Raw genomic sequence first — 22,277 nt, forward strand, 5'->3', positions numbered from 1 at the left:
AAAGGTGTGTACGACGTTTTCGCCCTTCGGGTAGTAGTACAGCCGATACTCAGCCAGGTTGATCACGATGCCTTCACGCGGACCGGGCGGCAGAATGAAGCGCGTCGGCAGGATGATGTCGGTACCTTCACCCGGCAGCCATGGATCGACGCCCGGATTAGCCGCAACCAGCTCCAGATAGCCCAGATCATGCGTCTCGCCCAGCGCCGCGAAGGTGTCTTCGTATTTGGCCTTGATAACCTGGATCTGCCCAACCACATCCTCGCCTTCCGGGGGCAACGGCAACTCCAGCGCAGCGGAGCGGCCGGCCAACAGCAAAGCAGCGAAGGACAAACAGGAGGCGACTACAGACGCACGCGAGAGCATCAGGGGTTCCTTGGAAAAATTGATCGTGTTGCCGGCGATTGTACTCGAAGCGATGGCGGCAGCCGAGCTACCAGGCGCTAACGGCAGACGAGAGGCCTTTGCGCTGTGCGCTCAGCGCGTCGCGGCATGCCGGACAGAGCTGGCGACTCTTGAGAGTAGAGCGCTCGACATCCTGCCAGTGCGGTCGCGCAGGCAGAAAACCGCCACAGAGCGTACGATCACCCCGGCCACTCAATTCGAGCTGACGCAACGCCAGATGCAGACGATTCTCGCGACAGGCGAAAAGGTCGAACTGCTCGTCCGGGACGATGAGGCGATAGGCAAATAGGGTCCAGGCTGGGCGCGGCATCTGAGGCTCCAATCGAGGGCCGCGACAGTAGCCGCGCGCGCACCTCAAAGCAAGGGTTCGAGCACTGGCCAGACGTTATCCAGCAGCCTCTGCTGCGCGCTGGCTGTAGGATGGATGCGATCGGGCTGCATCATGCCTTCGACCCCGCCTACGCCTTCAAGAAAAAACGGTACGTAAGGCAGTTCTTTGTCGGCGGCAAGCGAGTCGAACGCCTGGGCGAACGCCGTGGTGTATCGTTGGCCGAGATTCGGCGGCAACCGCATGCCCAGCAACAGCACCTTGGCATCTGCCTGCTGCGACATCTCGGTCATCGCCGCAAGATTCTGTTTCAATTGCGCCGGGGACTGACCACGCAGCCCATCGTTGCCGCCCAGCTCCAGAATCACCACCTCTGGCTCATGCTCATCGAGCAGCGCGGGTAGCCTGGAAAGCCCCCCGGCGCTGGTGTCGCCGCTGATCGAGGCGTTCACCACCCGATGATCCAGCGCCTCATCTTCAAGACGCTGCTGAAGCAGATGGACCCACCCCTGGCTGGTTTCCAGCCCGAAAGCAGCGCTGATACTATCCCCGACCACCAGCACCGTTCCCGCCAAGGCTCCCTGAGCCCAGCACAACAGCACCAGAACTCCACATTTAAGCCAATTTCGCATCGGAATCTCCATGAGCGCCAGCATTCTCTACGCCCGGAACCTTAGCAAAGCGGTACCCAGCGCGGAAGGCGAGCTGGCGATACTCGACGATGTGTCCCTGAGCCTGAACAAGGGCGACAGCCTGGCTATCGTCGGCACTTCAGGTTCCGGCAAGTCGACCCTGCTCGGCCTGCTCGCCGGTTTGGACCTCCCCAGTTCGGGCGAGGTGCGACTGGTTGACCATTCATTAACCGAACTGGACGAAGATCAGCGCGCTAGGGTGCGTGCTGAACATGTCGGCTTCGTTTTCCAGTCGTTTCAGCTGCTCGACAGCCTCAATGCGCTGGAAAACGTCATGCTCCCACTGGAGTTGCATGGCCGCCGCGATGCCCAGACGAAAGCGACCGAACTGCTCGAACGAGTCGGCCTCGGCGCTCGCCTGCATCACTATCCTCGCCAGCTGTCTGGTGGCGAGCAGCAACGTGTCGCGGTCGCCCGAGCCTTCGCCGCGGAACCCAAAATACTGTTTGCCGACGAGCCGACCGGCAATCTCGATAGCCACACCGGCGCGAACATCACCGAACTGCTTTTCGAACTGAATCGGGAGCGTGGCACGACACTCGTGCTGGTGACCCATGATGAGCGACTGGCACAGCGCTGCCAGCACCTGCTCCGCCTGGAAGGCGGCCGCGAACTGCGCGACGAGCAGACCCGATGAAGCGCGTGCCCGCCAGCCGACTGGCTGCCCTGGCGCTGCGCCAATTGTTACGGGACGCGCGCGCCGGGGAACTGCGCGTGCTGTTTTTCGCATTGCTGATCGCCGTCGCGGCAAGCACCGCCATCGGCTATTTCGGTGCACGCCTGAACGATGCGATGTTGCTGCGCGCCACCGAGTTTCTCGGTGCCGATCTGGTCTTGCGGGGCAGCGAACCCGCCGAGCCAGCGCAGGTAGAAGCTGGCCTGCGCCTACAGCTCGAGCACTCAGGTGTGGTGGAGTTTTCCAGCGTCGTCGCGACCGATGACAATCTGCAACTGACCAGCGTCAAGGCCGCGGACAGCCACTACCCACTACGCGGCGAACTGCGCAGCGCGGCGGCGCCTTACCAGCCGGAACAATCCGGCCCCGGCCCGCAGCCGGGCGAGGCCTGGGCCGAAGCGCGCCTGTTCGCCGCGCTCGATCTGCAGATCGGCGACTACATCGAGGTCGGCAACAAGCCACTGCAGCTGACTCGAGTGCTGACTTACGAACCGGACCGAGTCGGAGATTTCTACAGCCTGACCCCTCGCGTCTTGATGCACCTCGACGACCTGGATGCGACCGGCGTCGTGCAGCCCGGTAGCCGCGTACGTTATCGCGAACTCTGGCGCGGCTCAGCGACTCAGCTCAAAGCCTATGAAGAGGCGATTAAACCTGAGCTGCAAGCGCATCAACGCATCGAGACAGCCAAGGACGGCAATCGCCAGATCGGTGGTGCCTTGGGGCGCGCCGAGCGCTACCTGAACCTGGCCAGCCTGGCCGCAGTGCTGCTTGCCGGTGTCGCGGTAGCCTTGTCCGCCGCTCGTTTCGCCACTCGCCGCTTCGACGCCAGCGCCCTGCTGCGCTGCCTTGGGCTGTCCCGGCGCGAGGCGCTGACGCTCTACACATTGCAGCTGGGTTATCTAGGCCTGGTTGCCAGCGTAGCCGGCGCGTTGCTGGGTTGGGCGGCTCAACATGGTCTGTTTTTCCTGCTGCGCGACCTTGTGGTCAGCGAAGTGCCACCGGCCACGCTCTGGCCTGCTCTGGCAGGGATCGCCACAGGTTTGGTCGCCCTGGCTGGTTTCGCCTTGCCGCCGCTGGCTGCGTTAGGCCGCGTGCCGCCACTGCGGGTGCTGCGCCGTGACATGTTGCCGGTCCCACCTAGCTCCTGGCTGGTGTATGGAGCCGCGGTGTTAGCTCTAGGGCTGATCATGTGGCGCCTGAGCCTGGACTTGCAGATCACCCTGGCATTGCTGGGTGGCGGCTTGCTTGCCACCCTCGTACTCGGCGGGCTGCTGTTGCTGGCGTTGCGCGGATTGCGCCGCACCCTTTCGGGCGCCTCGCTGCGATGGCGTCTCGGTCTTGGACAACTGCTCCGCCACCCGCTTGCGGCCGCCGGCCAATCACTGGCCTTTGGGCTGATTTTGCTGGCCATGGCGCTGATTGCGCTGCTGCGCGGCGAATTGCTCGATACCTGGCAAGAGCAGCTACCAGACGACGCACCCAACCACTTCGTCCTTAACATTCTGCCGGCTGACCGCGATGCGTTCGCCGAACGTATCGAGAGCCTGTCGGATCACAGCGCACCCTTATATCCGGTGGTACCCGGTCGCCTGGTCGCGATCAACGGTGAGCCGGTACGTCAGCTGGTCAGCAAGGAAAGCCAAGGCGAGCGAGCGATTCGCCGGGACCTGAGCCTGACCTGGGCGGCTGAGCTCCCTTCCGACAACCATCTGACGGCAGGCCATTGGTGGGACGGTAAACGCAGCGAGCTACCGGGCGTTTCTGTCGAAGCCGAACTAGCCGAAAGTCTGCAGGTGGAGCTGGGCGATCGGCTCAGCTTCACAGTCGGCGGGCTGACCCGAGACGTCAGCGTGACAAGCTTGCGCGAGGTCAACTGGGACAGCTTCCAGCCTAACTTCTACATGATCTTCGAGCCGGGCACCTTGCAGGATGTGCCGGCCACCTACATGACCAGCTTTCACCTGCCTGAAGGCAAGGATCGCGAGCTGGTGCAGCTGGCACGGGACTTCCCATCGGCCACCATACTGCAGGTCGAAGCCCTGCTCAGTCAGCTGCGCAGCATTCTGGCGCAGGTTTCACTCGCGGTGGAATATGTGCTGATGTTCGTTCTGGCGGCGGGCCTGGCTGTACTGTTCGCGGGGCTGCAGGCGACGTTGGACGAACGCATCCGCCAGGGCGCGCTTTTGCGCGCGCTGGGCGCAGAGCGCCGATTGTTGCTCAAAGCCAGACGTGCCGAATTCGGTGTACTCGGCGCGGCCAGTGGTCTGCTTGCCGCTCTGGGTTGCGAACTGGTCAGCGCCCTGCTCTATCACTTCGCCTTCGATTTACGCTGGCAGCCCCATCCCTGGCTCCTGCTGCTGCCACTGATTGGCGCGCTGCTGGTCGGTTCAGCCGGCGTGCTTGGTACGCGCCGGGCATTGAACGCCAGCCCACTTAGTGTGCTTCGCGAAAGCTAAGCCAGCGAAGCGCAAGTGCTTTTAGAATGTGCCTTTCTTGCCTTCCCCCGGATAACCCATGAGCCGCTATCGTCCTCCCCGCCCCGCCGGCACACCACTGATCACGCCCGAGGGGGAGGCACGGCTGCGTGCCGAGCTGCACGAGCTCTGGCATGTCAGGCGTCCGCAAGTCACCCAGGCGGTTAGCGAAGCAGCGGCACAGGGCGACCGCTCCGAAAATGCTGAATACACCTACGGCAAGAAAATGCTGAGGGAGATAGACAGCCGCGTGCGCTTTCTCACCAAGCGATTGGAAAAACTCAAGACCGTCAGCCAGAAGCCGAGCGATCCGGACAAAGTGTACTTTGGCGCCTGGGTGACCATAGAAGATGAAGAGGGTGAACAGGCCCGCTACCGCATCGTCGGACCGGACGAACTGGACCTGCGCCAAGGCTTGATCAGCATTGATTCTCCGTTGGCCAGAGCATTGGTTGGCAAAGCACTGGATGCCGAGGTGCAGGTGCAAACGCCAACCGGCCCGAAACTTTGGTACATAATCGGCATCGCCTATTCATGACCGAGCAGTTTTTACATGACTAACTAGTCGACATCCTTCTCGAACTTCTTCGATATGGTCTTTAACTGTCGAGACCATCACTTTCTTACCCACATCAGCGTTCCGTCTGGTAACAGGCGAATCGGCGCATTGCGATAGCTAAACGATATCAGCGACGCTGGGGGCGCCACGCCAGAGCGGACGCTCCCGATCATTGTGGAATTGGCACGATTGCTGCGCTTGTTCGGCGGCAGTACGCGCAGCGCGCGGTGAATGGCGAGGGACTGCTCAATGCCCGATTCACCTACTGATTGAGTGCATCCATGAATAACAAGAAGACGTTGATCGCTCTATGTCTCGGTGCCGCCATGGCCAGCAGCCAAGTGCATGCAGGCCTGTTCGGCTCGAGCGGCTACACCCAGACGCGTTACCCGATCGTCCTTTCCCACGGCATGCTCGGCTTCGACAGCATTCTGGGGATCGATTATTGGTATGGCATTCCGCATGCGCTTCGGCGTGACGGCGCGCAGGTCTATGTGACTGAAGTCAGCCAGCTCAACACCTCGGAACTCCGTGGCGAAGAACTGCTGGATCAGGTTGAGGAGATTGTCGCGATCAGCGGCAAATCAAAGGTGAACCTGATTGGCCATAGTCACGGCGGCCCGACAGTGCGTTACGTCGCCGCCGTACGTCCCGACCTGGTTGCGTCGGTCACGTCCGTTGGCGCACCTCACAAGGGTTCGGATGTGGCCGATCTGATCCGCAAGATTCCGGAGGGCTCTGGCGGCGAGGCCATCGTAGCCGGCTTGGTCAATACCATGGGCGCCTTGATTCACTTCCTCTCCGGCAGCCCGAGCACCGCGCCACAGAACTCGCTCGGGTCACTCGAATCGCTCAACAGCGAGGGCGCAGCGCGCTTCAACGCGCAATACCCACAGGGCATCCCGACCAGCAAATGCGGCGAAGGAGCGTACAAGGTCAACGGCGTGCGCTACTACTCCTGGAGCGGTACCAGCCCGCTGACCAATCCGTTGGACATCAGCGACGCCATGATGGGCGCCGGTTCACTCGCGTTCGATGGGCCCAACGACGGCTTGGTCGGGCGCTGCAGCTCTCACCTCGGCATGGTGATCCGCGATAACTATCGGATGAACCATCTGGATGAGGTCAACCAGGTTCTCGGGCTGACCAGCTTGTTCGAAACCGATCCGCTGACCGTATACCGTCAGCATGCCAACCGCCTCAAGAACGCGGGTCTCTGAGCTGCGGCCGGGGCCAATCGGCCCCGGCTCTGACACAAGGCATATCGATGAAAAAACTTGCGATCTTGTTCGTTCTCGCCGTGGCCATTGGCGTCCTGATCGATTGGCGTAGTACGGCTGAGCCGGCGCCCACCTCCGTAACGCCTGAGCTACCGGTCGCTAAATTATCCGCACCGACCCAGACAAGAAGCCTCTCGCCAGCCCAACCGACGGTGCAAACCCAGGCAACCCGCCGCCTTCCGGCCTCCTTCGCCGGCACGGAAGTCGACGGTCGACTTCGAACGGATTCCCATGGCGAGCTGATAATCGACGGCGATATCCGTCGTGTCTTCGACTATTTCCTGGCCTCGATTGGCGAGGAGTCGATCGACGCCAGCGTTACCCGCCTGCGTCGACATGTCGAAGAGCAGCTTTCGCACCCCGCCGAAGGCCAGGCACTGCGCCTGCTGGGCCAGTACCTCGACTACAAACGGCAACTGCTAATACTTGAAAAGGACCATGCGCAACTGGCCGATCTGAATGCCATGCGTGAACGCCTGAGCGCGGTTCGGCTGCTGCGCGCCGGGATATTCGACGACCACGTCCATCAGGCATTTTTCGGCCTGGATGAAGCCAGCGATAGTTTCACGCTGGAAAGGCTGGCGATTCGACATGATTCAACGCTCGATGCCGCAGCGAAGGGAGCCGCCATCGACCGCCTGCGAGAAAGCTTGCCGGCCGACCTACTGGTTACGCTCGTTCCGCAGCTGCAGGCTGAGCTACGCGAGCAGACACAAGCGTTGCAAGCCAGCGGCGCTACTGGGGAGCTGCGTCAGCTGCGCCAGCAGCTTGTGGGCAATGCCGCAACAGAGCGCCTGGAACAGCTCGATCAAAAAAGACAGCAATGGCAGCAACGAGTGGCAGCCTATCTCGAAGAAAAAGCCCTTGTGGAAAATAGCCGTGGCCTTGGCGAGACAGAAAAACGCGCCGCTATCGAGCGCTTGGCCGCAGAGCGTTTCGATGAAAACGAGCGCAAGCGCCTGCTGGTTGCTGAACATTCAGTAGTCGAACGCGACTAGCAGCTTCTGGAAAAACAGGATGGCAAAGCGCTCAATTGGCGGCGCTTTGCGGCCCACCTTCGAGCAGATAGCGCTCGCGCGTATAGGCCAGGTAGTACTTGTTCACCGCGTTGACGTAGCTGACCACGCCCATACCCATGGTTTCCATGGCGATCCGTTCGACCTGAAAAAACCATTGGTCAGGGTTCAGCCCACGTCGGCGGGCCTCGGCCCGCATGCTTTGCACCCGCTGAGGCCCCATGTTGTAGGCAGCCAGGACGAACGCCATGCGTTCGCGTTCGTTCAGCCTGGGGCTGGCGAAGAATTCGCGACGGATCTTGGCCAGGTACTTCGCGCTGGCCAGCACGTTGTTGTCCAGCTTACCGATATTGCTAACGCCCATGCTTCGCGCGGTGGCCGGGGTGACCTGCATGAGCCCAGTAGCACCGGATGCGCCCCGAGCCGCCGGGTTGAGGGTCGATTCCTTGAATGCCAGGGCGGCCAGGTTGAGCCAATCCATATCCTGCTGATGAGCATGCCGCTGTAGAGTCGGACGTACCTTCTCCAGACGCTGTCGCCCGACGCGATCAAGTGGATACTGCACCCGGTAGAGACGCCGATAGACCCGAACGAAAGCAGCGTCCTGGTTATCCGGTGCACTGTAGCCCTTGAGAAAGCGGTCAACGTTTGCGCGCAACGTGCTCGCTTCCTTGCGCATGAACCAATGCATATCGGCGCGCTTACCCAGCGTCAGCTGCGATTCGATGCGCAGCTTCGGCAGCACTTTTGCCCAGCGTTCGGCGATGGTCTGCTCGACCACGGTCGCGGGGTAGACGCCGGCCTGCACCATCTCCAGCACATCCTCCACAGCAAGCGTTGGGTCGACCCACTCGACTGCAATCGGCGCACGCCCAGCCTGCATCAAGCTTTGGTTAATGGCTTCCAGCGCAGCGCCGGCAGCGCTGCCAGCCGGCAACGCCAGACTGCGCCCCGACAACTGTTCGAAGCTCTTATAGCGATGGCCGCCCTGTCGGCCCACCAGCACCATCGGAACCTCGTCGACAACAGCCCGACTGCGACTTACCCTGCGCATCGCTCCAAGATCGAGGAGCTCTCCAGGTGCAACCAGATCACCCTCGCCTCTTTGCAGCGCGCCAAGCAATTGGTCTTTGGCTTTCGGAATGATTTCCAGGGTGATCGACGAGCCCTTCGAACCGCGATTGAGAAACTGCTCGAATGCACGCAGACGCACATATTCGACACCTATGGCTTCGCCCTTGACCTCGCCCGAGCTGTTGCGGCTCTGATTGACCAGCACACGCAACGTCCCACTGCGGCGAATCTCGGCCAGATCGCGTACCGTCTCCGTCGGCTGCCATGCCTGCGGGCCAACCACGCGCGCAGCGGCTGGCCAGGATGCAAGCATCAGCAGACACAGCAGGGGCAATAGGCGGATCATTTAGGCTTATGCGCTCGAACGGAACAAAAGCAGGGATGGGCCACCCCTGCCGAGAGGTGGCGAAGGTTCTCACAGGCGTTGCTGAGCCGCCAGCGATAGCTTCCAACTAGCATTAGATAACGAATCTAATCTATTGATAGATAACGTTATATTTTCATCTTATAAGCGAGACAGTTTTATGCAACTTGTCGACATCGGCGTCAACCTGACCCACCCGAGCCTATCCCGCGACCCACGCGCCATCCTGGATCGCGCCTACGCGGCCGGCGTCGCACAGCTGATTTTGACGGGCACCAGCATCGATGAAAGCGAAGCGGCTTTGGCGCTCTGCCGCGAGCTGGATGAAAGCCGACAACGCTTGTTTTGCACGGCGGGCATTCATCCTCATGATGCAAACCAGTGGACCGCTGAAACCGCCACCCAACTAAAAGTTTTACTCGGCGAGCCGGAGGTTCGGGCAGTCGGTGAGTGCGGCCTGGATTTCAACCGCGACTTCTCCCCTCGCGCTCAACAGGAGCGGGTTTTGGAAGAGCATCTGCAGCTGGCGGTGGAGACCGGGCTTCCGGTGTTTCTTCATGAGCGCGACGCCGATCAGCGCCTGGTAGAGATCCTGCGACCTTTTCGCGATCAGCTCAGCGCTGCGGTCGTGCATTGCTTCACCGGGGAGAAACGTGCCCTTTATGCCTACCTGGATCTCGACCTGCACATCGGCATCACCGGCTGGATCTGCGACGAGCGTCGCGGCACCCACTTGCATCAACTGGTTCGCGAGATTCCTGCAGCACGACTGATGCTCGAAAGCGATGCGCCCTACCTGCTGCCCCGTACGCTGCGCCCCAAACCCAAAGGTGGTCAGAACGAACCCGCCTTTCTGCCGGAGGTTTTGCGTGAGGTTGCCCGCCATCGCCGCGTAAGCGAAGAGGAACTGGCTGCCTCCAGTACCGCGTGCGCCCAAACGTTTTTTGGTATTTCGCGTCTGGCTGAGCCTGTACAGCCCTAAAGCCAGACGTTGTCCTGCCGTTATAAGAACTGGTTCTCAACGTTTAGCAAACACCTCCTGCCACTACATAAGAAGCGCGCTCATGGTTCTTTGGATTCGCGATCTTTCCCTGAAGTACAAATTCTGGGCCCTGAATATGGTGACCTTCGTCACCACCCTGTTGCTGGTGTTGTTCGCGTTACAGCTCGAGCAGCGGGCACGCAGCCAAGATGCGCAGACCAGCGCCCTAGAAATGGCCAGCGTGCTGCAGAGCTGGCCGCAGGAAGGCGCGCTTGCGCGGCACCCTGATCTACTGGTGTTTGCGGCAGGTCAGCCGGTAGTCATCGAAGGCCAAAGCGTCGCGCCGCGCCAGGGCTGGGTGGACGTCGATCACGACCGCTTTTTCGCGACCACCCCGGTCATTGGCGCGCAGCTGATTGCCAGGCCAGGCGGCGAAAACCTTGCGGTTCTGGCTCGCACACCCAGCGTCTTGGAGCTGCTGAAGGAGCACTTCTTCAGCTACGCGCTGGCAGTCGCTGTGCTGATGTTGGCGTTGCTGGCGGCTTCGCAGGTGATGATTCGCTTCCTCCTCAGCCATCTCAACACCTTGAAAGACGTCATGCTGCATGTGGAGCGCAGCGGTGATCTTGCCGTACGAGTACCGCTGGAAAGCCGCGATGAAGTGGGACAGATGGCCGCCGCGTTCAATGCCATGCAGGCCGGCTACCAGCGCATCGTCGGTACTGTGACCCAGGCTGCGACACGCCTGGATGAAGGAGCCAGTCGCCTGGCTTCGAGCATGAGCGATGTTCGCCAAGGCATGCTCGGCCAGAAGAGCGAAACCGATCAGGCGGCTACCGCGATCAACGAAATGACCGCGACCGTCCACCACATCGCCGATCACGCTCGGGAAACACGGGACCAATCCCAGCACGCCGACCGCCTCGCAGGCGACGGGCACAGTGTCGTGACCCGCGTCGAACGCTCCATTTCCAGCCTGTCCCAAGGCGTACAGCAGACGGCCGAGACGATTGGCCAGCTTGCCGCCGACAGTCAGAAGATCAACAGTGTCGTCAGCGTCATTCACAGCATCGCCGAGCAGACCAACCTTCTCGCACTGAATGCCGCCATCGAAGCGGCTCGTGCCGGCGAGATGGGTCGCGGCTTCGCGGTGGTCGCCGATGAAGTGCGCAATCTGGCCAAACGCGTACAAGTCTCGACTGACGAAATCACCCAAATGATTGCCGGGCTGCAGGCCATGACCCGCGATGCGGTGGAATTCATGCAGGAAAGCTCGTTGAAGGCTGATGATTGCGTGAACGAAGCTCGTGAGGCAGGACTGGCGCTGGAAGCGATCACCGCGGCTGTGGCGCAGATGCGTGAGAGCAACACGCAGATCGCGGATGCCGCCGAGCAGCAGAGCGATGTGGCCGAAGAGCTCAATCGTTCGGTGACCGGCATTCGTGACGTCACCGAACAGACCGTCACACAGACCGCCGCGTCGGCTACCACCAGTTCCGAGCTGGCGGCACTCTCCGGAGAGCTGAGCAAGGCGATTCAGCAATTCAAGCTGTGACAAATCCTCGCCGGCGCAAGATCAGCTTAACCTTGCGCCGGTGATGGGCCGACAGCTGACAGCTCTCAGCAACCTCCTCGACGGCCCCTTTTTTGAGGCCGCCCCTGAAAATCGGTCAGCCAAACACCGTTACCGTCTGACGACTCAGCGCCACCAGTTCACCCTCGGCTGTCCAGAGTGCCGCAGCACAATGACCGTAGCCATCCTGGGCATGCTCGATCACCGCGCGATAGCGACACCATTCGTGGGTGTCAAACTGCGGTACCGGCTGGATGAGCTCAATGGTCCATGTCAGCGAACTGCCAGGTGCGAAGCGCTTCAAATGCGACAGTGGCGCTGGCGGCCAGGCGTCCACCAATGCCAGCAGATGCGCGACAGTTACAGGCTCGCGTTCGACTTCACCGCGCAGCCGCACCCAACCGCCCATTTCGCGTGAAGGATTGCCACTGAACGGCAGCCCACCGATACCCCAACGCATCGCCAGATAACGTGTAAATTCCGGCGCCACGCCTGGAACGTAGGGCAGCTCCTGACACTCATCAACCGGCGGCATCGCTGGTGCTGGTTCCGCAGCCACCCGAATGGCCGATGTCCGCGCCGCGCCGAAACTCCCCTGGATGATGGTCACCACCTGGCCGTCCTGCACAGCCCGCCCAAGCACCTGGCTGACAGCCTTGCCCTCGCGTAGCACTTCAGCCTCGAAACTCACCGGGGTATCAACCATCAACGGGCCGACGAAGGTAATGGCCAGCGAGCGTACCGGCCGGCCTTCCGGCACCTGCGCCTGCATGGCCTCGTAGACCAGCGCTGCAACCAGCCCGCCAAAGCCGGCACGACCCTGCCCCCATGTGGCGGGTACGATGATGTTGTTCGGGTTTTCACGCACGGCTTGTATCAATTCGGAAAGGGTCATGCCCACCTCGGCTTGTTCTTATCAGTCGGTCATCTTATCGCCGACACGCGAGTAACGGCATGCGATTGGCATTCGGTGATAGCGCACCATCGCGCATCACTATCGTTCGGGCGAGGCTGTTCTTCTGTTTCTGCCGATACCGGAGCGCCACGGCAGCTGACGTCTCACCTTTGCAAGAGCCGCTTGCATCGCGCCTCTGTCAGCCGGACGGCCGGCATAACGAGCCATCTCATAGAGCCGCGAAAAATCGAGAATCGAACCGGCGGCTACCGGAAGCTGATTTGCCGCACGCTCGGCGAAATCGCGCGCGCCCTCGCCTGCCTGCCGCTCGATACCATGACGAGCCAGCAACCGTTCGAAGCGGCGGAACAGGCGCAGCTGCGGGTCGCGCTCACGCCGCCAGGGTTTCAGCAGCATCAAGGCCAGGATCATCATCAACACAGCGGTTGTGATGACCGTCAGCAGCCCGAGCTTGCGTTCGTCGAGTTTGCCGAACAGACCTTTCAGAGCGTCCAGCTGGCGCTCGCCTTGATAGCCGAGCACCCAACGCTGCCAGCCATAGTTGAGGCTGTCCCAGCCGAATCGCAGCTGGTTCAGCCAGCCGATGTCACGATAGCGCCGCAGCGCCAGCGGGGAATCATCGAGAAGCGCGTCTTCCTCGGAGAGCGCTTGCTCCAGCCCCAGCTCGATGCGCTCGGGCGCTACCTGGAACGTCGGATCGATCGCAATCCAGCCTCGATCCGCACTCCAGTATTCGACCCAGGCGTGTGCGTCGAGCTGACGAACCGAGAGGTAATTGCCCGACGGGTTGATTTCGCCGCCCTGATAACCCGCCACGACCCGGGCCGGTATGCCAGCGGCGCGCAGGACGAAGGTCATCGCGCCAGCGTAGTGAATACAAAAGCCATTCAGCGTATCGAACAGAAAGCCGTCGACGATATCGGCGCCGACCGATGAAGGCTGCAGCGTGTAACGATAAGGCTGTCGGTTGAAATGCTGAAGGAGCGCCTGCACGACGGCTTCGGGGTCCGAATGCTCACGGCGCAACGCCGCAGCCCAGGCACGACTGCGCGGATTGCCTTGCGCGGGAAGCTGTAAGGCGCGCTCCAGCGTGGCGGGCTCGGCGGCGGGTTCGCGCAACGACTCGGGCCACGAGGTCGCCTGGTAAAGCAAAGCCTGATGAACCGGGCGCGCACGCTGCAGATGGAAATCGGCCATCAGTTGAACGTTTTCGGCATCGACCTGGGCCACGTCCAGCGCGTAGAGCCATGATCGGCCACTAGGCTGCATGACGACGGAGTAACTCACCGCAGTGCCGTCGGGCGTCCACTCAGGCGCAGGCGAAAACTGCGATGCGAGCGACTGGGACCAGCGCCGGCCATCGAAGCGCTCGAAGGTGACGGCCCGCCAGTACAGCTGGTCCCGCTCTGGAATCGGACCTTCGAAGCTGGCCCGGAATGCCAGCTCGGAGGACCGGCTCAGCTCGGCAATATCGCCTGGCGACATGCTGTCGGAAAGCCCGGTCACACCGCGATCCTTGGGCTGCGGCAATGACCAGAGCGGCCCCATGCGTGGAAACAGCACGAACAGCACAAGCATCAGCGGTATGGCTTGCAGCAGCAACGATCCGGCCAGACGCAGCGTTGGCCAGGGGTGAGTATCGGTACTGCTCTGCTGCAGGCCGATCATCGCCGCCAGCAGCGCGGTGACCGGCAGCAGACTGTAGAGCCCGGCCGGCAGGCTGTCGTTGAACAGGTAACTGGTGGTCACGGCAAAGAAGCCGAGGAAGATCAGCACCCAGGCATCGCGCCGGCTGCGCATCTCCACCAGTTTGAGTATGAATGCGGCAATCAGCAGCACGACGCCGGAGTCGAGCCCGATCAGGCTGCCGCGTGAAAGGTACACCCCGCCGCCCACGCCGATCATCATCAGCGCTTTTACCCAGCCTCGCGGGTAACGAGCGCGCATGCGGAAGATCTGCACCCGCCAACTGGCACAGGCCAGCCAGAGGCCGATGATCCACAGCGGCAAATGCCCGAGATGCGGCAGGATCACCAACACCTGCGCAACCAGCAGCCAGATCAACCCGTTTCGTGGAATGGTCTGGAGCGTGCTCATTGGCGGCCCTCCTGCTCCAGGCCGAACAGCGCCAACTCGCGCAGGCAACGATTTCGGTGATCGACTCCCGCGTCTGGACCGATGGTTGTCGCGGACATGCGCAAAGCGAAGGGTTGCTGACGTGCCGACAACTCGACGACCCAATGGCAGAGCAGCGACAGCCGCGCCTCGAGATCGCCGTCGAGCGCATCCAGATCGAGCAGCGGTTCCTCCCCGAGCAAGGCGGTGAAATCCTTGACCAGCAAGCCCTGCCCACGGGAATAGGCCTTCCAGTTGAGACGTCGCCGTGAGTCGCCCGGCTGCCACGGCTTGAGCCCCTGGTAATCGTCAATGCCAGACCCCGATGCGCGGCTTCCCTCACGCTCTTCTTCGGCCGCCCCGCCTTCTTCTGGCAGCTCGCCAACCGCAGGGCGGGGATATACCAGCGCGGCCAACTGGAGATCGACCCAGCTCCACGCCACCAGAATGCCCAGTGGAAAGCGGCTCTCGACACGCAGGCGCCCGGGCCGCAGCCAGCCACGGCGTTCGGTCGTCAGGTTCAAGTCGACCTCGCAAGTTCCACCCGCCGGCACGTCGACCACTTGCATACCGCTTTTCGGCCATCCCAGCGCGACCGCCTGATAGAGACGTCCGCGGCTTTCCAGCCTGACCTGCAGGCGCGCCTGTTCACCGAGAAAAACGGCCTGCGAGCCGCCAGCATGCAGCGTGAGCCCTGCCAGATTGCGCCAGGTATGCAGGATCGCGACCATGTAGACCGAGCCGAGCAGGAACGTCAGCGCATAGGCGAGGCTGTTCTGGTAATTGATCGCCGCAACCAGCATCAGCAGCAACGCAACCAGAAAGGTTATCCCCACCGGCGTCGGCATGATGAATATTCGCCGCTGGTCGAGGCGCATGCTCGGGCCCGGCGGAATGCGCTTCAACAGCCAGCGATCACGTAGCCGCGGTAGTAGTCGCATGCTGCTCCTTTGCGCAATTGCTGCGATTGCTCATCAGAGCGCCGGCACTTCGCGCAATAGCCACTGCACCAGCGAGCCGCCGCCATGACCGGTGGCATCGGCCCGCTCGCGCAGGCGATGGCCGACCACGGACGGCAGCACGGCCTGCACATCTTCCGGTATGGCGTAGTCGCGGCCATCGAGAAAGGCCCAGGCGCGTGCTGCGGCCAGCATCGCGAGACTGCCACGCGGCGACAGGCCCCAGGCGAACTGTGGTTGCGTGCGGGTGGCCTCGACCAGTCGCAGAACGTAATCGACCAATGCATCGCTGACTCGTACCTGCGCCACCGCATTCTGAATTTCCACCAGCGCGGCGCGGTCGAGCAGAGGCTCCAGCCGAACGAGCAGGTCGCGGCGCGAATCGCCCAGTAGCAGCGCCTTTTCTGCGGCTTTAGCCGGATACCCCAGCGACAGCCGCATGAGAAAGCGATCCAGCTGCGATTCGGGCAAAGAGAACGTACCGCCAGAACTGACCGGGTTCTGCGTAGCGACGACGAAGAAAGGATCGGGCAAAGGCCGCGTGGCGCCTTCGATGGTTACCTGTCCTTCTTCCATGGCTTCGAGCAATGCGCTCTGGCTTTTGGGCGTGGCCCGGTTGATTTCGTCGGCCAGAATGAGCTCGGAGAAGATCGGCCCCGGATGGAACGCGAATTGGCCAGTGTCCTTGTCGAATACCGAGGTGCCGAGGATATCGCCCGGCAACAAGTCCGAGGTGAACTGGATCCGCTGGAACTCCAGCCCCATTACCTTGGCGAGGGCGTGGCTGAGGGTCGTCTTGCCCATGCCCGGCAGGTCCTCGATCAACAGATGCCCTCTTGCCAGCAAACAGGCCATGGCCAACCGCACCTGTGATTGCTTGCCAAGCAGTACCTCATTCACCGCCCGCAGACAGACGTCCAATCTAGTGCGCATGCCGTTCTCCTTCTGTTCGTCCAGCGATGCTACTGACCCGGCACGCTCAGGCAAAGCCAGCTGCAATCTTTGTTGACGAAGTTGTGATCCGGCACCTGATCAGACCCAGCGGCGATAGGACGACGCCAGCCAGCAACGCGCGCATGTTGGCGTCAGATCGAGATTCGAGCCGACCGGCACGTCGGCTCAGAAGAGAATGGGTGGCAGCCATAAAAGCTGCCACCGGAAGTGCTGTCAGCGCCCCGCCCGCGATTCACGCAGGTAGAAGCGAGCCTTCTTGGCCTTTTCGACGCAGCCCTGAAACGCCTCGAATTGCTGTTGGGTCTTGGCGCCGGTCAGCAGAGCCATCGCCTTGGAATAGCTCACGGTGCCAGCGAAGCCTTCCGCTTCCGCGAGGCTCTGTTCTTCCCAGGCTGCGTTCAATTGCGAGGCGCAATTATCGCGATACGCGGTTTTCGCGGCGCAGCCTGTAAGGGCCAGCGCCAGAATGGACAAACAGATCAGATTTTTCATCGCTGCATCTCTCAATTGTGCTTACCTGCGGCGCTCACGCAGGAATTCGACCACGGCGTCCTGCTCTCCCGCGAACTCGATTCGGGACGCTTTGCTCTCGCGCTGGTAGGCATACATAGGATCGTAATATTGCCTCAGCAATGCCTCGATCCAGCCGCGATGCAGATCGACCGAGCCGCTAGTGGCCTGCTCGGCAAGCGCCTGTTCCATGATTGCAGCCAGTTGCTTGTAGCTCTCGCCACCGAGCCGCTTACTGATATTGACCAGACTTTGCCGCAAACGCTCGGCGAATGCTGTGAAGCCCTCCTCGCCCTGCTCATGGATGAATTCGGCACAGAGATCGATCACATAGTCCTTGAGGATCCGTTCGACCCGCCCCTCGATGCTGTCTTCCAGCCACACCAGAGGATAACGCTGCATGCCCTGGAACAGCGGAAGCGGGATCGAGCAGCGTCCCACCAGCCGCGCCTCGTCTTCGAGCACAAACTGCCTGGCACCGGCGTGCTGCAGCTTCAGCAAGCGAATCGCCAGTGCGTTCTCGAAATCGATCTGCGCCGGTTGCGGCGTGGCGCGCTTGCCAAAACTCGAGCCTCGGTGATTGGCGATGCTTTCCAGGTCGACGCTGTGGTCCAGGCGCGCCAGTACTTCGGTCTTGCCGGTACCGGTCATGCCACCCACCAGCACGAAATCGTCGTGCGCCGCCGCATGCTCAAGCGTATCGAGCAGAAAATGGCGCATCGCCTTGTAGCCGCCGGTCACGCGCGGATAGTCGATTCCCGCCTCGGTCTTGAGCCATTGCTGGACCAATTGCGAACGCAGCCCGCCACGGAAACAGTAGATGTAGCCCTGCGGATTGTTACGTGCGAAGTCGGCCCACGCCTGGATGCGCTCGGCCTTGAGTTTCCCACTGACCAGGCGGTGACCGAGTTCGAGCGCCGCCTGCTGGCCGTGTTGCTTGTAGCAGGTGCCGACTTTCTGCCGCTCGACGTCGTTCATCAGTGGCAGATTGACTACGCCCGGGAAAGCGCCTTTGGCAAACTCCACGGGCGCACGGGCATCTATCATCGGAACATCGTTGAGAAACAGTTCGCGAAAGTTGTTGGTATCGCTGCGCATCAACAGACCTCGACCGCAAAGGCGCCGGCATCGACCAACTCGCCGATCGGTTCCAATGCCAGACCGAGCTCGGCTGCGACCGAGAGAAATTCCGCCTCGCCTTCGGGCGCCACCGCCACCAGCAGTCCACCGCTGGTTTGCGGGTCGCAGAGCAGTTGCTTGTGCGCTTCGTCGAGCGTGGCGATGCGGTCGCCATAACTTTCGAAGTTGCGCCCGGTGCCACCGGGAACGCAGCCCTGCTCCAGGTAGTACTCGACGCCTTCCAGACGCGGCACGCGGGCGTAATCGATGCGCGCAGTCACGCCGCTGCCATCGGCCATTTCCACCAAATGCCCGAGCAGGCCGAAACCGGTGACGTCAGTCATGGCGCGAACGCCCGCGAGCTTGCCGAAGCGACTGCCTGGCCGGTTGAGCGTGCACATCAGATCACGCGCCCGGCCGACGTCTTCGCCCCGCAGCTTGGCCTTCTTTTCCGCGGTGGTGAAAATGCCGATGCCCAGCGGCTTGGTCAGATAAAGCTTGCACCCGACCGACGCCGTATCGTTGCGCTTCATCTGGGCTTTGTTCACCAGACCGGTAACCGCCAGGCCGAAGATCGGCTCGGGCGCGTCGATCGAATGGCCGCCGGCCAGCGGAATTCCTGCTGCATCACAGACGGCTCGCCCTCCAGCGATCACTTCGCGGGCCACTTCCGGCGGGAGCAGGTTGACCGGCCAGCCAAGAATCGCGATGGCCATCAGCGGATCACCGCCCATGGCATAGATGTCACTGATCGCGTTGGTAGCGGCAATGCGGCCGAAATCGAACGGATCGTCGACGATGGGCATGAAAAAATCAGTGGTCGACACCACGCCGCGCTCTTCGTCGATGCCGTACACGGCGGCATCGTCACGCGAGGCGTTGCCGACCCACAGGCGCGGATCGAGATTCTGCGCGCCACTGCCGGCAAGGATCACATCCAGCACCTTCGGGGAAATCTTGCAGCCGCAGCCGGCACCATGGCTGTACTGAGTAAGGCGGATGGGTTCGCTCATCTGGAAAGGCCCTCATGACGCTGGCAAAACGGGCGCCGATTGTAGCAAAGGCCGGAGCCGCCTTCGCTGCGCCGCGAGGGTGATGTTTTCGTTGCACGCTTGGCTTTAACTTGAAGCTTGCGGCATGAAGCTTGAAGCTATTGCCCCTGCCATAGGGAGAATCGCATGGGCAACAAGGTCGCACTGGTACTGGGGTCGGGTGGCGCGCGCGGTTATGCGCATATCGGGGTCATCGACGAACTGACGGCGCGGGGCTATGAAATCAAATGCGTCGCAGGCTGCTCGATGGGTGCGGTGGTTGGTGGAATCTACGCAGCGGGCAAACTGGACGAGTATCGCGATTGGGTCGAAAGCCTGGATTACCTGGACATGCTGCGCCTGGTCGATCCAAGTTTCAGTCTCGGGGCGATACGAGGTGAAAAGATCTTCGGACGTATTCGCGACATGCTGGGCTCGATCAACATCGAGGATCTGCCGATCCCCTTCACAGCCGTCGCGGCCGACCTGACCAACCAGCAGGAAATATGGTTTCAGGAAGGCAACCTGGAGCAGGCGATGCGCGCCTCGGCAGCCATCCCGAGCCTGTTCACGCCGGTCATGCAGGGCAACCGGATGCTGGTGGACGGTGGCATCCTCAATCCGTTGCCGATCGTGCCGGTCGTTTCCGCCCACTGCGACATCATCATCGCGGTCAACCTCAACGCCAACAACCATCGGCAGTACCCGCTGCCGGAGATAATCCGTCCGGGTCGCTTCGATGCGATGGTCAACTCGATCAGCTCGCACATTCCGTTCTGGCGCAGCAAGGGACTGGAAGAGCAACTTGCCGAGCTTCAGGCAGCGGAAGAAGGCGATGGGACCCAGCCGCCGGCAGCACCAACAGGGCAGAGCGCGCCGAAATCGGCAGAAGGATCAATGGTCGTGGATGTAGGTAGCCCAGCGTCCTTGCTGGAGCTTATCAACCAGAGCTTCGAGGTCATGCAATCCTCGTTGACGCAGTACAAGATCGCTGGTTATCCGCCGAACGTGCTGGTCAACATTCCCAAGCGCGCGTGCCGTTTCTATGAGTTCTACAAGGCGCCGGAGCTGATCAAGCTGGGCCAGATCGTCGCCCGAGACACGCTCGACAAGTACGAGGAGGAACAGCTTTAGTCACCGCTGATCGCCCTTTCAGCGAGAGTGCGTCTGATCGAATCCACTGCCCGGCAGCTTTTCCGGGCTAGCGGCTTCCGGCACTTCCTTGATCAACCAGTCACCCAACAGGCTGTAGGCAACCGCCAGCAGCGTCGGGCCTAGGAACAGGCCCATGAAACCGAACGCCAGTACGCCACCAAACACGCCAAGCAGCACGACTACCAACGGCAGATTACCGCCCCGGCTGATCAAATAGGGCTTCAGCACGTTGTCCACGCCGCTGATGATGAACATGCCCCAGACACCGAGAAACACTGCCATACCGTACTGGCCCTGCCAGGCCAGCCAGGCCACCGCCGGCCCCCACACCAGTGGCGGAACCATCAGAAAGCTGAACGCGAAGGTCAGCAGGCCGAGAATCAACGCGCCTGGTATGCCGGCAATGCTGAACCCCACATAAGCGAGAATCGCCTGGGCAGCGGCCGTACCGATCACACCGTTGACGACACGCTGTACCGTACCGGCCACCAACTCCAGATAATGATCGGCACGGTCGCCAATCAATCGATGCAGCAGGCTGTGAATGAAAGCCGCGAGTTTCGGTCCGTCCCGATAGAAGAAAAACACCAGCACCAAGCTGAGCGCCAGTTCCAGCATCCCACCGCCAATGCGTGCACTGCGCACCAGCATCCAGTTGCCGACCTGGCCGATGTAGGGCCGAATGGTGGCGAAGAAGGCCGTGCCCTGTTCGTCCAGGGTGTTCCATAGCCCTAACAAACGATCGCCTATCAGTGGCAACTCACCGAGCCACTCGGGGGGCGGCGGCAAGCCTTGCATCTGAAGGTTGTGCACCAGCACGTTGACCTCCCGAATGTGGTCGGCGATGTTGAAGCCCAGCCACACCAGCGGCACCGCTACCGACACCATCCAGCCAAACGTTAGCAGCGTTGCGGCGAGCGTAGAGTTGCCTTTCAGCCAGCGTGTCAGTACGCGCATGATCGGCCAGCTCGCGAACGCCAGCACCGCTGCCCAGAACAATGCGGAAGCAAACGGAGCCAGCACCCACACACAGGCACCGAGCAGTACCAGGAGCAGAATCTGCACCAGCAGACGATCGTTGTTGAGCATCAGGTTACCTATCGAAAAAAACGTGGCGCGAGCAAAGCGCACCGGGCAGTGCGCCATTGCAGTCTGAAACGCCCTTCAGCGCAACAGTTTGATTCGCAAGCCACTCTCTTCGGACACTTCGGCCTCCAGGCGTCGCGCCCGGATTCGCTCCTGCGTCAAGGCTTCATGCCACTCCGCCGCCCCCTCGCCCTCCAGTGCCACTCGGATAGTGCTGTCGAGCCGCAGCACATTGGCCAGCAGGGCGCCCCACTCCGCAGTGGGTTCTTGAGGCAACCGCGGCAGCCAGAGCTCGCCGGTACTCTTCAATTGGCGCAACAACGTTGCTGGATTCGGCAAAATGACGCCAAGCGTCTCATAGGGACTGAACTGTTCCACTTGCAGATAAGGGCGACCATTACCACGGGTGATGCCATAAAGCGCCATGAAGCGATCGGAATCGCCAGGCAGGCGCGCCAACAGATAAGCCTGTCGGGCATCGGGGCCATAGAGCGTCGAGCGCTCGAATATCTCATTGGCCCATAGACTGCTCGATCCACACTCGCGCCCTTCGCACCAGAAGAGCAATTCGGCACCGCTTTCCAACAGGCTCTTGCGCGCCCGCTCGAATGCTTCGATACCGGTATGGACCGCCGGTAACAGGTAAGTCACGGCCGTCAGTTGGCCGCTCGCCGTAACCTGATCGCTCATCCGCAGGCGACCGCTGATTCGCCGAATCGAATCCAACGGGTAGGTCCGCTCCAGCACCGGCTGTTCCTTGAACGCCACGATCTGCGCCTGCGGATAGCGTGGCAGCGAATCGAAATCCCGGCTACCAGGAAGGTCAGCAGCGCTCACCACACCGGCAAAAGCTCCCAATGTGAAAACCCATGCAGCTCGCATACCGGCCCTCAACGAATCACACCGCAAGCTTCTAGACATTCGGGTGCGCTTCTGAGCAGCTGCGTGCAAGAAGACAGGCCGAGTTCATCGAGCACAACGGATACCGTGTGGCCTTGGGCTTGGT

At 61.6% G+C, this 22,277-nt stretch carries 20 protein-coding genes and 1 pseudogene; 8 read left to right on the plus strand and 13 right to left on the minus strand.

The window, feature by feature from the left end; genetic code table 11:
* The 3 genes and pseudogenes from E0D86_RS18445 to E0D86_RS18455 form a co-directional block, all read right to left on the minus strand.
* A pseudogene (locus E0D86_RS18445) lies at positions 1-366 on the minus strand (hypothetical protein); the annotation flags it as partial.
* 67 nt (positions 367-433) lie between these two features.
* On the minus strand, positions 434-715 hold the full coding sequence (locus tag E0D86_RS18450; RefSeq protein WP_131651507.1) for a hypothetical protein: 282 nt from the start codon (positions 713-715) through the stop codon (positions 434-436).
* Positions 716-759: 44 nt separating this feature from the next.
* A complete protein-coding gene (locus E0D86_RS18455; protein WP_131651508.1) occupies positions 760-1,365 on the minus strand; it encodes an arylesterase in 606 nt (201 codons plus the stop codon).
* A gap of 10 nt (positions 1,366-1,375) precedes the next feature.
* Between E0D86_RS18455 and E0D86_RS18460 the strand changes: the two genes are divergently transcribed.
* The 5 genes from E0D86_RS18460 to E0D86_RS18480 all read left to right on the plus strand — a co-directional run bounded on the left by E0D86_RS18460 (position 1,376) and on the right by E0D86_RS18480 (position 7,415).
* Positions 1,376-2,062, plus strand: coding sequence for an ABC transporter ATP-binding protein (locus E0D86_RS18460; RefSeq protein ID WP_131651509.1), 687 nt, complete (start codon positions 1,376-1,378; stop codon positions 2,060-2,062).
* Complete coding sequence (locus E0D86_RS18465) at positions 2,059-4,560, plus strand: ABC transporter permease (protein WP_131651510.1); 2,502 nt, start codon at positions 2,059-2,061, stop codon at positions 4,558-4,560. Before E0D86_RS18460 ends, E0D86_RS18465 begins: the two co-directional genes overlap by 4 nt.
* Positions 4,561-4,618: 58 nt before the next feature.
* Positions 4,619-5,116 (plus strand): transcription elongation factor GreB, encoded by a 498-nt coding sequence (greB, locus tag E0D86_RS18470; protein ID WP_131651511.1) that lies wholly within the window; start codon positions 4,619-4,621, stop codon positions 5,114-5,116.
* Positions 5,117-5,418: 302 nt separating this feature from the next.
* A complete protein-coding gene (locus E0D86_RS18475) occupies positions 5,419-6,357 on the plus strand; it encodes a triacylglycerol lipase (RefSeq protein WP_131651512.1) in 939 nt (312 codons plus the stop codon).
* Positions 6,358-6,404: 47 nt separating this feature from the next.
* Positions 6,405-7,415, plus strand: a complete 1,011-nt coding sequence (locus E0D86_RS18480; RefSeq protein WP_131651513.1) for a lipase secretion chaperone — start codon at positions 6,405-6,407, stop codon at positions 7,413-7,415.
* A gap of 31 nt (positions 7,416-7,446) precedes the next feature.
* Here E0D86_RS18480 and E0D86_RS18485 read toward each other — a convergent pair whose 3' ends face one another.
* Entirely contained in the window at positions 7,447-8,853 is a 1,407-nt protein-coding gene (locus E0D86_RS18485) for a transglycosylase SLT domain-containing protein (RefSeq protein WP_131651514.1), read from the minus strand.
* Positions 8,854-9,031: 178 nt separating this feature from the next.
* On the opposite strand from E0D86_RS18485, the gene E0D86_RS18490 reads away from it, so the two are divergent.
* Positions 9,032-9,853: a TatD family hydrolase gene (locus tag E0D86_RS18490; RefSeq protein WP_131651515.1), complete on the plus strand. Its 822-nt coding sequence runs from the start codon at positions 9,032-9,034 to the stop codon at positions 9,851-9,853.
* 82 nt (positions 9,854-9,935) lie between these two features.
* Complete coding sequence (locus E0D86_RS18495) at positions 9,936-11,408, plus strand: methyl-accepting chemotaxis protein (RefSeq protein WP_131651516.1); 1,473 nt, start codon at positions 9,936-9,938, stop codon at positions 11,406-11,408.
* A gap of 115 nt (positions 11,409-11,523) precedes the next feature.
* On the opposite strand, the gene E0D86_RS18500 is transcribed toward E0D86_RS18495, so the two are convergent.
* The 7 genes from E0D86_RS18500 to selD form a co-directional block, all read right to left on the minus strand.
* Positions 11,524-12,321, minus strand: coding sequence for an acyl-CoA thioesterase II (locus E0D86_RS18500; protein WP_131651517.1), 798 nt, complete (start codon positions 12,319-12,321; stop codon positions 11,524-11,526).
* Between the two features lie 99 nt (positions 12,322-12,420).
* Positions 12,421-14,439, minus strand: coding sequence for a DUF3488 and transglutaminase-like domain-containing protein (locus E0D86_RS18505; protein WP_131651518.1), 2,019 nt, complete (start codon positions 14,437-14,439; stop codon positions 12,421-12,423).
* Positions 14,436-15,398: a DUF58 domain-containing protein gene (locus tag E0D86_RS18510; protein ID WP_131651519.1), complete on the minus strand. Its 963-nt coding sequence runs from the start codon at positions 15,396-15,398 to the stop codon at positions 14,436-14,438. Before E0D86_RS18510 ends, E0D86_RS18505 begins: the two co-directional genes overlap by 4 nt.
* Positions 15,399-15,431: 33 nt before the next feature.
* Positions 15,432-16,349, minus strand: a complete 918-nt coding sequence (locus tag E0D86_RS18515; protein ID WP_131651520.1) for a MoxR family ATPase — start codon at positions 16,347-16,349, stop codon at positions 15,432-15,434.
* Between the two features lie 234 nt (positions 16,350-16,583).
* Positions 16,584-16,862, minus strand: coding sequence for a hypothetical protein (locus E0D86_RS18520; RefSeq protein ID WP_131651521.1), 279 nt, complete (start codon positions 16,860-16,862; stop codon positions 16,584-16,586).
* A gap of 21 nt (positions 16,863-16,883) precedes the next feature.
* On the minus strand, positions 16,884-17,978 hold the full coding sequence (gene mnmH / locus E0D86_RS18525; RefSeq protein ID WP_131651522.1) for a tRNA 2-selenouridine(34) synthase MnmH: 1,095 nt from the start codon (positions 17,976-17,978) through the stop codon (positions 16,884-16,886).
* Positions 17,978-19,012: a selenide, water dikinase SelD gene (selD, locus tag E0D86_RS18530; RefSeq protein ID WP_131651523.1), complete on the minus strand. Its 1,035-nt coding sequence runs from the start codon at positions 19,010-19,012 to the stop codon at positions 17,978-17,980. The genes mnmH and selD overlap by 1 nt, the downstream gene beginning before the upstream one ends.
* Before the next feature lie 165 nt (positions 19,013-19,177).
* Here selD and E0D86_RS18535 point away from each other — a divergent pair, with 165 nt between their 5' ends.
* The gene (locus E0D86_RS18535) at positions 19,178-20,164 is read left to right on the plus strand and encodes a patatin-like phospholipase family protein (RefSeq protein ID WP_131651524.1); all 987 of its coding nucleotides are present in this window, start codon (positions 19,178-19,180) and stop codon (positions 20,162-20,164) included.
* 18 nt (positions 20,165-20,182) lie between these two features.
* Here the strand turns inward: E0D86_RS18535 and E0D86_RS18540 are convergent, their stop codons facing one another.
* Both E0D86_RS18540 and E0D86_RS18545 read right to left on the minus strand, forming a co-directional pair.
* Positions 20,183-21,274: an AI-2E family transporter gene (locus E0D86_RS18540; protein ID WP_131651525.1), complete on the minus strand. Its 1,092-nt coding sequence runs from the start codon at positions 21,272-21,274 to the stop codon at positions 20,183-20,185.
* A gap of 75 nt (positions 21,275-21,349) precedes the next feature.
* Positions 21,350-22,153, minus strand: coding sequence for a DUF4892 domain-containing protein (locus E0D86_RS18545; protein WP_131651526.1), 804 nt, complete (start codon positions 22,151-22,153; stop codon positions 21,350-21,352).
* Positions 22,154-22,277: the final 124 nt, after the last annotated feature.

The sequence above is a fragment of the Pseudomonas sp. IC_126 genome (assembly GCF_004331835.1).
Classification (GTDB): Bacteria; Pseudomonadota; Gammaproteobacteria; order Pseudomonadales; family Pseudomonadaceae; genus Stutzerimonas.

Bases quoted from the DNA above. Each gene is read 5' to 3' on its own strand.
- E0D86_RS18450 (WP_131651507.1), bottom strand. From the start codon at position 715: ATGCCGCGCCCAGCCTGGACCCTATTTGCCTATCGCCTCATCGTCCCG.
- E0D86_RS18455 (WP_131651508.1), bottom strand. From the start codon at position 1,365: ATGCGAAATTGGCTTAAATGTGGAGTTCTGGTGCTGTTGTGCTGGGCT.
- E0D86_RS18460 (WP_131651509.1), top strand. From the start codon at position 1,376: ATGAGCGCCAGCATTCTCTACGCCCGGAACCTTAGCAAAGCGGTACCC.
- E0D86_RS18465 (WP_131651510.1), top strand. From the start codon at position 2,059: ATGAAGCGCGTGCCCGCCAGCCGACTGGCTGCCCTGGCGCTGCGCCAA.
- greB (WP_131651511.1), top strand. From the start codon at position 4,619: ATGAGCCGCTATCGTCCTCCCCGCCCCGCCGGCACACCACTGATCACG.
- E0D86_RS18475 (WP_131651512.1), top strand. From the start codon at position 5,419: ATGAATAACAAGAAGACGTTGATCGCTCTATGTCTCGGTGCCGCCATG.
- E0D86_RS18480 (WP_131651513.1), top strand. From the start codon at position 6,405: ATGAAAAAACTTGCGATCTTGTTCGTTCTCGCCGTGGCCATTGGCGTC.
- E0D86_RS18485 (WP_131651514.1), bottom strand. From the start codon at position 8,853: ATGATCCGCCTATTGCCCCTGCTGTGTCTGCTGATGCTTGCATCCTGG.
- E0D86_RS18490 (WP_131651515.1), top strand. From the start codon at position 9,032: ATGCAACTTGTCGACATCGGCGTCAACCTGACCCACCCGAGCCTATCC.
- E0D86_RS18495 (WP_131651516.1), top strand. From the start codon at position 9,936: ATGGTTCTTTGGATTCGCGATCTTTCCCTGAAGTACAAATTCTGGGCC.
- E0D86_RS18500 (WP_131651517.1), bottom strand. From the start codon at position 12,321: ATGACCCTTTCCGAATTGATACAAGCCGTGCGTGAAAACCCGAACAAC.
- E0D86_RS18505 (WP_131651518.1), bottom strand. From the start codon at position 14,439: ATGAGCACGCTCCAGACCATTCCACGAAACGGGTTGATCTGGCTGCTG.
- E0D86_RS18510 (WP_131651519.1), bottom strand. From the start codon at position 15,398: ATGCGACTACTACCGCGGCTACGTGATCGCTGGCTGTTGAAGCGCATT.
- E0D86_RS18515 (WP_131651520.1), bottom strand. From the start codon at position 16,349: ATGCGCACTAGATTGGACGTCTGTCTGCGGGCGGTGAATGAGGTACTG.
- E0D86_RS18520 (WP_131651521.1), bottom strand. From the start codon at position 16,862: ATGAAAAATCTGATCTGTTTGTCCATTCTGGCGCTGGCCCTTACAGGC.
- mnmH (WP_131651522.1), bottom strand. From the start codon at position 17,978: ATGCGCAGCGATACCAACAACTTTCGCGAACTGTTTCTCAACGATGTT.
- selD (WP_131651523.1), bottom strand. From the start codon at position 19,012: ATGAGCGAACCCATCCGCCTTACTCAGTACAGCCATGGTGCCGGCTGC.
- E0D86_RS18535 (WP_131651524.1), top strand. From the start codon at position 19,178: ATGGGCAACAAGGTCGCACTGGTACTGGGGTCGGGTGGCGCGCGCGGT.
- E0D86_RS18540 (WP_131651525.1), bottom strand. From the start codon at position 21,274: ATGCTCAACAACGATCGTCTGCTGGTGCAGATTCTGCTCCTGGTACTG.
- E0D86_RS18545 (WP_131651526.1), bottom strand. From the start codon at position 22,153: ATGCGAGCTGCATGGGTTTTCACATTGGGAGCTTTTGCCGGTGTGGTG.